Origin of the sequence: Thalassoglobus sp. JC818 (genome assembly GCF_040717535.1) — a bacterium.
Classification (GTDB): Bacteria; Planctomycetota; Planctomycetia; order Planctomycetales; family Planctomycetaceae; genus Thalassoglobus.
Genome location: NZ_JBFEFI010000001.1, coordinates 74,328 through 87,713, shown reverse-complemented (window position 1 = coordinate 87,713; position 13,386 = coordinate 74,328). Strand labels below are relative to the sequence as shown.

Annotated in this window: 8 protein-coding genes; 1 reads left to right on the top strand and 7 read right to left on the bottom strand. The window is 52.4% G+C overall.

Features of this window, described 5'->3' with window-relative positions:
- Window positions 1-82: 82 nt before the first annotated feature.
- Both AB1L42_RS00305 and AB1L42_RS00300 read right to left on the bottom strand, forming a co-directional pair.
- Entirely contained in the window at window positions 83-3,409 is a 3,327-nt protein-coding gene (locus AB1L42_RS00305) for an efflux RND transporter permease subunit (protein ID WP_367049946.1), read from the bottom strand.
- Entirely contained in the window at window positions 3,406-5,133 is a 1,728-nt protein-coding gene (locus AB1L42_RS00300; RefSeq protein ID WP_367049944.1) for an HlyD family efflux transporter periplasmic adaptor subunit, read from the bottom strand. The genes AB1L42_RS00305 and AB1L42_RS00300 overlap by 4 nt, the downstream gene beginning before the upstream one ends.
- A 187-nt stretch (window positions 5,134-5,320) precedes the next feature.
- On the opposite strand from AB1L42_RS00300, the gene AB1L42_RS00295 reads away from it, so the two are divergent.
- Entirely contained in the window at window positions 5,321-5,881 is a 561-nt protein-coding gene (locus AB1L42_RS00295; RefSeq protein WP_367049942.1) for a TetR/AcrR family transcriptional regulator, read from the top strand.
- Between the two features lie 85 nt (window positions 5,882-5,966).
- Here AB1L42_RS00295 and AB1L42_RS00290 read toward each other — a convergent pair whose 3' ends face one another.
- The 5 genes from AB1L42_RS00290 to AB1L42_RS00270 all read right to left on the bottom strand — a co-directional run bounded on the left by AB1L42_RS00290 (window position 5,967) and on the right by AB1L42_RS00270 (window position 13,363).
- Window positions 5,967-7,517, bottom strand: a complete 1,551-nt coding sequence (locus tag AB1L42_RS00290; protein WP_367049940.1) for an SBBP repeat-containing protein — start codon at window positions 7,515-7,517, stop codon at window positions 5,967-5,969.
- A 420-nt stretch (window positions 7,518-7,937) separates the two neighbouring features.
- Window positions 7,938-9,611 carry an aryl-sulfate sulfotransferase gene (locus tag AB1L42_RS00285; protein WP_367049938.1) on the bottom strand — a complete coding sequence of 558 codons (1,674 nt, stop codon included), beginning with the start codon at window positions 9,609-9,611 and terminating at the stop codon, window positions 7,938-7,940.
- Window positions 9,612-9,686: 75 nt separating this feature from the next.
- Window positions 9,687-10,475, bottom strand: coding sequence for an SDR family oxidoreductase (locus AB1L42_RS00280; protein WP_367049936.1), 789 nt, complete (start codon window positions 10,473-10,475; stop codon window positions 9,687-9,689).
- A gap of 42 nt (window positions 10,476-10,517) precedes the next feature.
- Window positions 10,518-11,504: a zinc-binding dehydrogenase gene (locus AB1L42_RS00275; protein WP_367049934.1), complete on the bottom strand. Its 987-nt coding sequence runs from the start codon at window positions 11,502-11,504 to the stop codon at window positions 10,518-10,520.
- A gap of 500 nt (window positions 11,505-12,004) precedes the next feature.
- The gene (locus AB1L42_RS00270) at window positions 12,005-13,363 is read right to left on the bottom strand and encodes a sigma-54 dependent transcriptional regulator (protein WP_367049932.1); all 1,359 of its coding nucleotides are present in this window, start codon (window positions 13,361-13,363) and stop codon (window positions 12,005-12,007) included.
- Between the last annotated feature and the right edge of the window lie 23 nt (window positions 13,364-13,386).

Here is a 13,386-nt window from a genome sequence, read left to right as displayed (position 1 = left end):
TTTCATTGGAGATGTTCAGTCCGCCCGTCAGCTCGATCCAAAGTTGGCTTTCTTTGTTGCTGATCAATGGAAGACAGGCCTACTAAGCTTGATCGAGAGCAGCTGAGAGGAAACTCGCTGGTGACATGAAGGAATACAAAACTGGAATGACGAACAAGGTCAGCACAGTCGCGAATGTCAGGCCGAAGATGAGTAGCCAGGCCAATCCTTGCCATAGCGGTCCACCAGCTACAGCGAGCGGAATCAGGCCTCCCACTGTTGTGGCGGTGGTCAGGAAGATCGGCATCAGTCGTTGCCGAGCAGCATCGACGATTGCATCTTGGTATTCCTTGCGTGTTAATGCTTGCTTAGTCTCGGAAGTCTTCTGCCTCATGACGATATCAGCAAATTCGACAAACAGAATGGCCGAGTTCAAAACGATTCCGAATAACGCCAGCACTCCAAGCTGCGGCATGAATCCGAATGCATTGTCTGTCACCCAAAGACCGAACAGCGCCCCGACAAGTGCTAAAGGTAAAGTGACCATGATGATCGAAGTTCGGGCGAGGCTGTTGAACTGAAAGATGAGTAACAGAATAATTGCGATGAAGGACATGCCGAAGGAGCGGAACATTTTCCACTGAGCTTTCATTGACTCTTCAAGTGCGCCACCAATCTCAATTCGAAACCCGGGAGGCAATTCAGCTTTCAGTTTTTCCATTGCGTCAGAATTGAAAACTCGGTTCGTAATGTCGTTTCCTGACGCTCCGTAATTGATTCGCGATCGAACTTCGATTGTTCTGTTTCCATCGCGCCGGTCAATACTTTCCAACCGCCATTGCGGTATCACATTCGCAATCGAAGCGAGAGAGACCTTCCCGGCACGACTTTCGATGTGAGAGTAATGAACCGATCCAAGTGACCGTCGGCTTTCGCGATTCAAACGGAAATAGACCGGGATTTGGCGGTCATTCTCACGGTACATTGTCAACAGTTTTCCAGAGAAATAGGCATCGAGCGTTGACGCAACTTCGGTGTTGCGAATTCCCGCAAGGCTGGCGAGATTCGAGTCGACATCGACAAAGAGCTGTTGGCCCGAGACGCCCCACGAGTCGTTGACGTCCCATGTGTCAGGCTCTGAATCGACGATTTCTCGGACCTGATTAGCGATACGCCGAAGTTCGTTAGCATCCGCGAGTCCATTTCCCATCACTCTCAAAACGACTGGATCAGCAGGCGGACCGAGTGACAGTTCGACAGGAACAATTCGAGCGCCAGCGATGGGCGAAAGCCCTAGGCTTGCATCTCCTTGCCGTGCGACAACGCGCAGCTGTTCGGCAAAATCATGAGTCAACTTGCCATTCCTCGTGTGAACTAAAATTTCAGCATAGTTCGGCTTTAAAGATTCTGGTTCCCATGCCAAATACCATCGTGAACCTCCTCCACCGACGATCGTACGCATATTAAACAGACGTTCGTGCGAGTTCCCTTCCGAGTCGACATACGGGCTGAGAGCGCGAATCATTTCTTCCACTCTTCGAGCAACTTCGTTCGTTTGTTCAATCGAAGCAGATTCAGGCAAATAGATTTCAACGGCAAACTGGTCGCGTTGTGTGAGAGGAAAGAATTCGCTGGAAATAGGAAGTTGAGTCACAAGCATCAACATTCCGATAGACGCTGCTATCGTGACGATTCGATGACGAAGTGTCCAACTGACAGCACTTCCGTAGATGCGATAGAAAATGCCGCTTTGAGTCTCGTCTTGCTGCGTAGATGCTTCCTCATTCTTACCTCGGAGTTTTCGCCGCAATGCACCGAATTTTCCCATTAACCAAGGCAGCGGCGCCGTTGGACGATTTGGGTCGCGAGGAGGTCGAATAAACCACGCAGCGAGAATGACGCAGAATGTCATCGCCAAGAGCCAACTCACCGCGAGCATGACGGAGAGCGTAATTGGCAAGCTGTAAATGAACTCACGGTTGGCGCCGTCCATTGCGATCAACATGGGGATAAACGCAGCGACCGTCGTGGCAGTGCCACTTAACATTGACGGGCCGAGCATTTTCGCCCCAGCAACTGATGCTTCGCGAGGACTCATTCCGGCGATCTGATTGGTGCGACTTTGGTCGCAAACCTGAACGGCATTATCGACGAGCAACCCGAGCGAAATAATCATCGACGCCAAAGACATTTGTTCCAGTTGCACATCGAAGAGTGTAATGATCGCCAGCGATGAGATCACGACGAACGGGATATTGGCAGCCATCACTGCAGCCGTGCGAAATCCGACGACCAAATAAACCAGTACAACGACGACGAGAATCGCCTGTACGATATTCTCGCCGACCTCGCGAATACGTTGCTTCACGCTGTCGGATTGATCAGAAATGATCGACACGGCGAGATCAGGCGGCAACACACCAGTGCTTTGCAACTGAGAGACGCTTTGTTTGCAGAGATCGCAAATGTCAATAATGTTCGCGCCGGACTTCATCGAGACAGCCAGTATGATGGCAGGCGACTCAAACTCAGGAGTTCCGTAGCGGCAGATGCGTTGAGGCGGGTCGATATAGTCTCGACGAACGTCGAGACCCATACTCTTCAATTGAACTTGATTGACTCCTAATTCGCTTGCTTCATCTCCGGTTGCTACAACACCGACGACTAAAGAGTCAAACGCCTCCACTGCACTAACATCGCCGCTCGGTCGGACAAAAAAGCGTCCATCTTCACTGTCAATACGTCCGCCCGGGGCGACGATATTGTGCGACTGGGCGAGAGTTTCGATTTGATCTGTAGTCAGTTCGCGAGTCGACCAGTTTCCTTCATCCGTCTCGACGTAGATCGCTTCTTCTTGAACTCCAAACCTGCCAACCTGAGAGACGCCGGGTAAGAGTCGCAGTGAGTCGCGAATACGTTCAGAGAAGAGATCGAGTTGTCTTGGTGAATACTCGAACTGCGGTTCGATCGTAGAGTCGCCGTCGAGCGGCTGTTGATGAACGGCATACAGCAAGACGCTCGTATCCGAGAATTCATCGAACAGAAACGGTGAGATACTCTCGTCAGGCATCGCCACATTGCGAATTCGAGCCCGCACGCGGTCCCAGGCATCGTCGACTCGCGCACCTGGAACACTGTCTTCGAGTTCGACGAAGATCACGGACTGTTCGCTGCTCGAGGTTGATCGAATGAGTCGGACTTCTTCCAGTCCATCGATCGCATCTTCCAATGGGTCGGTGACCAGTTTTTCGATCTGCTCCGCCGAAGCTCCATGCCAGCGGGTAGTCACAACAGCGACCTTGAGCGTGAACTCAGGGTCTTCCCGGCGCGGCATCGTCAAGAAGCTAATACTGCCCCACGCGACCAGCAGAACCACCAACGTGATTGTAATTGTTGGTCGATTGATTGCAAATTCTGGAAGGTCTCTCATGGCTGGCCTCCCACAACCGGTGAGATCAAGACTCGTTCGCCGTCTTTCAAATAGTGAGTTCCCTCAGCAACGATTTGCATTCCGTCTGTCAAATCTCCCGGCGACTTTGGTGTGATGCAAAGTAAGACTGTTTCACCGATAACCGAGTCGTCTTCTGCAACGTCGACATAAACGCGACGCGCGGTCGGCTGGCTGTCGAGATCGTCAACGACGTGGACGAACGTCCGCCCCTGCTCTTCTCGAACAACTTTCATGGGGACGTAGAAACCGTCGGTTGGTTCATCGTGCGTCAGCGAAATTCGGACCACGTCACCCGACCGCAGTAACCAGCGTTGATCGTCGAGCATCACGCGTGAACCGTTCCATGATTCCATGGTAGTTCGGTCTTTGCCTGCGCTCTGGGAAACCTCCGACGGATTCGATTTGCAGTAGACTTGTCCGGTAATCAGATCACGGTCGACATCCACGTCTACGCTGGGGTCTGTGAAATCAATCGCGACAAACTTCCAGCGACCGAGATAGGGAATCTCGTCACTCGTGATTCGCACTGGAATTTTGGTGACTGAGAGCTCGTCATCCCCCGGCGTTGAAGGTGATCCCCACCGGCGATTCGTCACTTTCCAGACAAACATTTCAGTGCCAATCTCGTGGACGGATTCACGAACGACCAGCAGTCGACGATCACCCGTAATCATTGGACCGATATTCAAAGGCATGATCTTGTCAGTCCAGGCAATTGACTGATCGGCACACAAAGAGGAGTACTCGGAATCGTCGACTTCGTTTCGGACATGCAGCGTCACTGTAAAAGTTCTCGCTGCCGGGTCAGCGACTGTGTCGACTCGATATACCATACCGCTCAAACGCCGAGGGTCGCCTCTTCCATCGGTCACTTCAACTGGCAAGATGTCGCCGCGACGATAGCGTCGAGAGTCATGGGCTGTCACTTCAAACTCGATGGTCATTGGATCCATCATTTGCACGGTGACAACTGGATCTCCCTCTTTCACATACGTGCCGGGGACAGCGTGGATTTGGGAAATCTGACCGGGGAATGGGCTGAATAAAACCGCGTTCCTGAGATTGCGCTGGGCCTCTGAGAGTTGCTGCTGAGCCTGTAATACCTGTGCTTCAAGGACGAGTTGACGGGCTTTCGCTTCTGCCAGTTCAGCTTGCGAGCTGGAGAGACGGGACTTCGTTGTCGAAGCACGGGTTTGTGCGGCGTCGACCTCTGCCTTGGAAGTCGCATTCCGTTCCGCAAGCTTCAATGTGCGGGCCAGTTCCACGTCAGCAAGATCTGCCTCAGCTTTGGCGGACTCGATCTGTGCGGGCAATTGTTGCTGAATCGTGACCTGATTCGCGTCGCGGTTGAGTTTCGCGACCTCAACACTGGCCTGAGCAGATTCGACCGCAATACGAAGTTGTTCGTCATCCAGACGACCCAAAGGAGTTGCGTGCGATGAACATTCCGCGGCGTCATTTCCAATGTGCGGGACGACAAACTCATTGGGTTCAATCACTTCAACGACGCGGCCAGCGACTTCGAATCCAATCTGCTCCGATTTCCACGGGACGACTGAGCCCGTAATGAAGTGCGGAATCGTCGGAGCACTCGTCCGCAATGGAGTGATTGCGACCGGCTTCGGTGGCTTTTCAATCGGGGTAATTTCAGTTTGGTTTTGCGTACAGCCGCTCGCGCCGAAGCTGAAAAAGGAGAGAAGCATTGCGCTAATGACGCCAAAGTCATATCTTGTGGGATGCATCACTTGTCAACTTGGATGGACAGTACCGCTGCTTGCAAAAAGTAAACCGATTGGTGTACTTTATCTCATGGTCAAAAAAAGTAAACCCCAAAGTGCAACTTGTGAATCAGCCCCGCAAAGGCTGACTGATCGCAAACGAGCAGCGATCGTGCAAGCTGCCGTCAAAACGTTTCAGCAATACGGTTACTTTGCCGCCAGCATGAACGGCATTGCCGACGCAGCGTCGGTGAGTAAGCGGACGCTCTATAACCATTTTGACAGCAAAGAAGCGCTGTTCGACGCGATCGTTGAGGAGTTGAAGTGCCGCGTCGCACAGCTTCCGGCGTGTGAATTCGACGATTCTCGGGATCTTTCGAATCAATTGACCGAACTCGCGCACACCGAAGTTGATTTCTTCATTTCGGAAGATGTTCAAGCCCTGGCCCGAGCGGGGTTGTCACGCGTTCTCGGAGAGCCGGATGCTGGCCAGCATGTCGATCATCGTTTCTTCATTAAGCGGGTGACAACGTGGATGAAACAGGCGCAGGCGTCTGGCTGTCTACTTGAGGGAGACGCAGAGATCGCTGCACTGCAATTCGTCGGACTGTTGCGCACATTTGCGTTCTGGCCCACTATTGTTCACGGCGAAGCTCCGCCCTCGCGCCGAAAGCGGAATCAAATTGTGGCTCAAACTGTGGAAATGTTTCTCAGTCGATATGGAGTCGATTGAGTATCCTGCAATTCGACAAACATATGCTGAGTGTTTCGCCATCGTTCTTACAAGTATGAATGAACTAAGAATCGCGTATGGCAAATCAGCGGGCCTCAAATGTGATCTTCGTGACAATGACGTCTCCGGCGTAGCAGCCGCCTTGGTAACAAAGCTCTTTACCCCCTCCACCACCGGCGAACTTCTCCTGAACAGCTCGCACGACCGGCCACTCCTCGCCGTTCGTTGACCCGACCAGATAGAAAGAGCCATTCTTGTCGAGGAAACAGGAACGCCCGTAGTCGTAGCTCTTTCCCCCGAGGAAACTTGCAAACTTCAACCTGGAGAAATCGGATTTCAGCGCAACCACGATGACATCGTTGTCGTCAGATTTGAGCCGCTGCAACGCATCGTTCGTTGTGGGGAAGTCGTTCGAAGAAGTAGTCCCCGTGAAGTAGACCTCTCCTCGGTCGTTAGCGTAGACGCCATCGATCCCGTCGATGCCGCTCCCGCCTAAATAGGTGCAGTGCAGCAAAGCTCCAGTCGGGGATAACTTCGTCACAACCAGATTCCGTTCGCCTTTCAGATGAGGTTGGAGAACTCCCTCAGTGACCGGCATGTCATCATTGTCCGAAGAAATGACGAGGTAGGCGTTGCCATTCGGGTCGACGGCCATGCTGTGCGTGCTGTTGCCAAAATCGTTCCCGGAAGTACCGAAGTAGGTTGCATAGAGTAGATGTTTCCCGTCAGGACTCAGCTTGGCGATGTATGCGTCCTTGTCACCATTATGCGAACGGTCGTGCGCTCCCCGAGTCGTCAGCATATCGTCGGACTCTGTGGTGAGATTTAAGTAAACATTGTTCTGTGAATCGAGACGAATGCCTGCGTTTGGAACTTCCAACCGGCTTCCACCAATCCAGGTCGCCCACACAACACGTCGACCATCGGAGGTGACCTTCAACGCACCGCAATCGGCATCTCCACCCGGAGTCGGTTGGAATGCTCCCTCAAACCATGACTTCGGCGGTAGTGGACCCGTTCCCTGGTAGCTTGTCGGAAGATACACATCACCATCTTCATCGATAGCAATGTCCCGGCACAGGCGCCCAACACCAACGTATGATGCCCAGACAACCGCCGTGCCATCGGGGTTGATCTTGGCCACAAAGCCGTTTTGCATTCCGTAGATTCCCTCATCAGCTCCCTGGAATTCAGGCTGAAAGGCATCTTTCGTGACAGGAAAACCCGGGCCGGCGCGGCCAGCAACATAGACGTATCCTGCTCTGTCAACTTCAACTGCGTAGGCGCGGTCATAATTGGGTCCGCCCAAGAGCGTCGACCAGATCAGTTCTCCCGAAGCGTCAAACTTGGAAACGAACACATCACAGTATCCGCCTGAGCCAACCTTGTCGCCAGATTTGTCATGTTTGGTTTGGAGAGCGTTTGCTGTTGTCGGAAAATCGCTTGATCGCGTTCCTCCAACAACATAGACGTTGCCAGAATCATCGACGCAAACGTCTCTGGCATGTTCCCATTCAGACCCACCAAGATAAGTTGAAAACGCAATCTCTGCGGACAGCAACACTGAGTTCGTCATGCCAATAAACACCGCTGTGATGATCAACGACCATTGAGTGGTCTGTTCGCTGAATGGCACCCTGTTCTCCTGTTGCACTGGTATCGGCAGTGTCGATGACCAACTTCGGTCGGTCGGAACGATCGCGAAAATTCACATTTTGTCGAGATCCTATCACAAACCCCAGAAAACTCGCCAACCTTCAACTCTCGCCGAATCTCCAAATTGGCAGTCAACTCGAAATGAGTTCGCTGCAGTCTTTTCCGGCGAGGAGACTTCTCCCTACGGTTTAATCGAAGCAGAGAAGAGAGTCATCATAAGCATTTCTCGATCGCGAAGTACCATTCCGAATTTGGCATTCCCGAATGCCATGTTTGGATGAGCCATACGATTCGAATTGGTGACAGAAGGGCCGATTGAGAGATCGGTTGGTCCATTGTATTGCCCGAGAATGCGAGGGTGTTTGAGTTTGACTGCGGAAGTCTCAACTGCTGATAAGCTTTAGTTTGCAGGAATCTTCACGATCTGTGTGTTGAAGATGTTCCACGTGATTTCCGGGTCGCTACCAGTCGGTTTGAGTTCCAGCTCCCAAACGACTTCGGAAGGATTTGTGCGGGTATACTCCACGCACCTTGTGATTTGGTTGAAACGATTCCGGGTCTCCCATGTCATCTCGTGGATCTTGAATGGATCAGCGACTGCACCGTAGCCAACGAGAACATTGCCAGTCTCTGCCAACTCTGAAGCACTGCCCATTGCAATGGACACAAGTGGCAAGTCGCTAGCGGTCTCAGATGTCCAGATTTGACGAGCAATTCGATTTTCGAAGTCGACGTCATATTCAACGGCTCGACTTCTGGTGTCTTGGATTTTCGTCGGCTGACTGAATGGACGAGCACGGTAATTGCCATTGTCGAAGAGGAGTAGCGTGCCTTTGGAAGTCAACACAGGCGCGTGCTGATGCCATGGCCACCGGAAATTGCCTTCCAAGCGAATCAGCTTCGACTGTAGCTCATCTGGCCAACCCGTTGGCTCGCCAAAGATCCAATTAATTTCTCCGCTATTCGGGTCGAAATTGACGATCGCGCTCTGGTAGCGAAAGTTAACCATCACCGAACCATCGTCGAGCTTTGTGATCGAATTCGCGTGCGACCAGTCGATGGTGTCCGGGAAGCTTCGTCGCTTCCAATAATCAGAGAACGTTTCGTAGCCAATTCTCCTGACAGGCAAGTTTTCGAAAGCGTCCCATTCCCAGAGCACTCGGCCGTTCGGTGTGAATTCAATCACACGGTCTCCCATCACCCATTGAGTTTGCCGTTCAGCGTCGGCATTCGTCTCGCTCGTGTAGTAGTCGTTAATCTTTCGCCGCTTAGTCGACAGAGCAAGCACATTCCCATTGGGCAACAAATCGGCGTCGTGATGAAAAGTGAGTGCAGGGACGTCTTCTGAATTCTCGGCGTAACCTTGAGGGCGTTCCGCTGCGTACCACGACCGAGTCACGTTTCCAAGCAAATCAATTTCGATAAGGCGAAAGTCAGCTGTTACAAAGAGAATCCGCCCATCGTCGTGATATTCAAAACCTGCAATTCGCGATGCCGTTTGGTAGTACCACACTGGAGTTCCATCGTGATCAACCATTAGCAGCATTCCGAAGCTCTCGCCAAAACGCAGCTGCTGTTCGTTGGTCAGTTGAGCTCCAACAGGTACACGACGTCGAGGGTTGAGCAGTCGATAGCCCGGCTCGATTTGATCTTTCAATCTCGTTTGTGTTTCAATTCGTGGAAATAGTGCTGGATCGGTTGGGAGTTTCGGCGAACGAAATGTAAGTTCTTTAACCGTCGTTTCATTTCCCTCCGAGTCTTTAATTGCGACTGTCAGTCGATGCTCTCGGTCTGGACGGAAGCCAATCAGTGGCATCTCTGCGGCGACTTTCGTCGGCTCATCGAAGCCGACACTCCACTGGTTCGTTCCGTCCGTGATTGTGACTTCGGTCGTCACATTGTCATTCGCTTCGAACGAGAGAACAGCAGCTAGCGGCGCAGCTGGATTTGAGTTTTGTTTGATTGTCGCTGGTCGAAGGAACCGCGGTGCTTCGGCTCCGAGCGAATCAGGTCCCCCGGCGAGGATTATTGAAGTTAGGATCGCAAAGGTTAATAGCGATGGTTTTGGGCTCATGTTTCGTATTTGAGTCGTTGTTGATTCAGTCAAACCAAGTGACCAGAGCAAAGTGGAACTGTAAGTGACCAGTTCTTAAGCGATCGTGGGGACGATTCCCCCTTCGGTTCTCATAGCTGCTCCGTTGATCGCTCCTGCGAGAGGGCTCGCGACGAACGCGACCAGATTGGCGATTTCGTCCGGCTTGATCAAACGTTGAATGAGGGACATTGAGCGGTTCTCAGCCATGAATCGCTTTTCAGCGTTGGACCAATCTTCGTCAGGAAACAGTTCGCCTACAAACTCCTCGACACCTGGAGTTCTCGTTGGTCCCGGCAGCACGGAATTCACTGTCACTCTGGTTCCCTTAGTGAGTTGAGCGAGGCTGCGAGACAACGCCAGCTGAGCGGTCTTTGTCATCGCGTAGTGAGCCATCTCCGGTGACGGAACAACTCCGGATTCACTGCTGATGAAGATGACGCGACCGGTGTCTTGATCGAGCATCCGCTTGAGATAATGTCTCGCGAGGCGAACACCACTCATCACGTTGATCTCGAAGATCTTCTGCCAATGTTCGTCGGTTAAGTCGAAGAAGTCGACCGCTTCGAAGATTCCGAGGTTGTTCACCAGAATGTCAACTTCGGGATGTTCAACGATCGTCTTAGCAATTCCATCGTCCGTCCCATTGTCCGCAGCAAGGCCGATCAATCGAGCATCCGAAACTTCTCGCCAAATCTCTTTCATTGCCTGGTCGACGCTGAACTGGTTTCGACCGTTGATGATTGTAATCGCTCCCTCGGCTGCGAGACGTTTAGCGATTGCCAAACCGATTCCTCCAGTCGAAGCGGTGACCAAAGCTGTTTTGTTTTCAAGATGTAAATCCACTGCATCACTCTGTGTGTTGGAGGTTCAAGTGTTGTGAGAAGTTCAATCAACTATGACGACGTGTTTGATTCCCTGTCCGTTGTTCTTGAATTCAGACAGAAACGACGGGAGCTCTTCAAAACGACCAGTTTTCAGCGGCGGAGCTTTCAGTGATCCATTTGCAAGTTGGGCGAGAATCGATTCACCGGCGCGAACCAGTTTGTGCCACTGTTGATCTGAGCCAAATTCATGGGCAGCACCGAGAGCAATCTCGTGCAGCGACGCGCATCGCTGAAATGCTGGCTGAGGGTTTTGCTCAACCCGTCCCAGCACAGCGACGATGTGGCCGTAGTAACCGAGGTGATCGACTAGCTGAGTCGCTTGATCGGCGGAAACGAGATCAATGATCGCAGCGAAGGGTTGTCCGCCACTTGCGTTTCGCAATTGATCGATCCAATCGTGGTCGTGATAGTCGGCCGCAGCCTGAACTCCAGTCTGTGACAACCACTCATGGTGTTTCGCACTGGCGGTTGCGAAGACACGCATGTTGCGGTTCAACGCAAATTGCGTTGCAAAATGTCCGACGCTCCCGGCTGCTCCAGTGATTAGTACAGCCTCACCTGACAAGTCCGGCAGTTTTTCCAACGACTGCCAGGCAGTCAGGCCCGGACATGGCATCGCTGCAGCAACTTCATTACTCAACGAGTGTGGCACCGGGATCACAGCGCGTGCTGGCACTGTTGTATGTCGTGCGAAACTCCCCTGCCCTCGCAGATCGGTGTGGTAGGCAACACGACTTCCTACTCGCAGGTGCTGAACGCTCTCGCCGATGGCGACAATCTTTCCCATCCCATCGACACCGGGAATCTGTCCAGGACGCCAGTTGCTGTGACCATGTTCGATCAACTTCCAGTCAACTGGATTGAATGCAATCGTTTGGTTCTCAACGAGAACGTCGTGGCGCGATAGCGCGCCGAGGTCAACTGTTTGACGGTTCAGCGCCTCGGGTTCCCCGGGTGAATTCCAGCACCATGCTTCGGTCGAATTCATGGGTCCTCACTCCTACTGATTGAAACACTGAACGATTCGCATGTTCTGACACTTCGTTCCGCGCCCGCTTGGAACGCTGCCGATGGAGATGGGTAAACCTGCAGACTCGTAAAGGCGATCTCAAGGCTGAAATTCTTCGGGCGTCAACTGATCGAAGTCACATGCGACTGACGTTTCTTTTCGAGGAAGGCAAAGAAACAACAGCAAACTCTACGAGTGACGTGACAGTTCGAGATGTATCTCTTGTTGACTTACAATGAAAACGCTGAACCGGCGGGTTAGCGTTGACGAACTCGTTTTGGCCAATCCTCGTCGCAACTACGGTGCCAATCAAAACAGCCATGAAATCAAGCCGTTTAACGGCTCGAATGCGTGGTGTCCGTGTCGAAATGATGCGCGAGTCGATCACTGCGCTGTCAGAAATGTCTCTGCTATGCAATGAGAAATGCAGCTTTTGAGTTGGCGAAAGCTGCATTCAGGCTATGACGGCCAGACGGCGGTTACTCGTCACTTTCGTCCGACGTGGGATTCGGAATCTCGTACTTGTCAAGAAGTCGGTAGAGAGTGCGCCGGCTGACACCGAGCAATCGGGCGATGCGTGCTTTATTGCCTTCCTCACGGATCATCAATTCGGCGATGTGGGCCTTTTGGATTGACTCCAGGTCGTCGCCGGCATCATTCAAGGAAGCAGAAGTGTGAACCGGTTTGTCGGAAGCGCAACTAGCAACGACTTCGGGGAGATTCTTGAGGCAAATGATTTCATCATCAGCCAGAATTTTCGCCCGTTCAATGGCGTTGATGAGCTGTCGGATGTTGCCAGGCCAACTGTAATTCCGAATGGCATTCATCGCTTCGGGCTCGACTTCCCAATCATCGCCAGCGAAATGGGCGACCAGCAATTGGATATCTTCCGGTCGCTGTCGTAGCGGCGGGAGTCGCAGCGTGAGCACGTCAATTCGATAGTATAGATCTTCTCGGAAACGACCGTCTGCGACTTCTTTCTCCATGTCTCGATTGGTTGCGCTGATGATGCGAACCTTGACTTTCCGTTCCTTTGTCGAGCCGACTCTGCGAAGGGAGCCGTCTTCGAGAACTCGGAGGAACTTGGCTTGCAGCGATGGGTCGAGTTCGCCGATCTCGTCGACGAAAAGAGTTCCTCCGTCTGCAACCTCGAATAATCCTGGCTTGGCCACGGATGCGCCTGTGAACGATCCTTTTTCGTGGCCGAACAATTCGCTTTCGAGCAGTTGTTCAGGCAAGGCAGCGCAATTGATCACGATCATCGGTTTGTCGGCAACGTCGCTGGCTTGATGCAAAGCATGAGCGACCAGTTCTTTTCCAGTTCCACTTTCGCCTTGGATTAAGATGGGCTTGTCGGTTGGCCCAGCCCGCTGGATCAATCGCATGACCTCATTCATCGCCTCAGATTTTCCGATCATGTCGAAAGTTGGACGTGATCGTTGTAGCGCAACTTTGAGCTGTCGGTTTTCCTTCCGTAGTCGACTCGCTTCGAATGCTTTTTCAATGACGACTCGCAACTCGTCCATCTCGACCGGTTTGCTCAGGTAGTCATGTGCTCCAAGTTTCATCGCCTCGACAGCGGTGCGAACGGTAGCGTCTCCGGTCAACATGACTGCTTCGGTTTCACTGGCACGCTCTTTGACGGCCTCAAGCAACTCAAGCCCCGACATCCCGGGCATGGAGAGGTCGACGATGGCCAAGTCAAAGCTGTGCTTGTCGAGCTGCTCAAGGGCAGCTTCACCTGATTCACAATCGAGAATGTGATAGCCGAACTTGCGAAGCGTGCGGGCAGTCAGTGAACGAAAATCCGCGTCATCGTCGACAAGCAGAATCGACATTTCATTGGCGGACAAGTTCACGA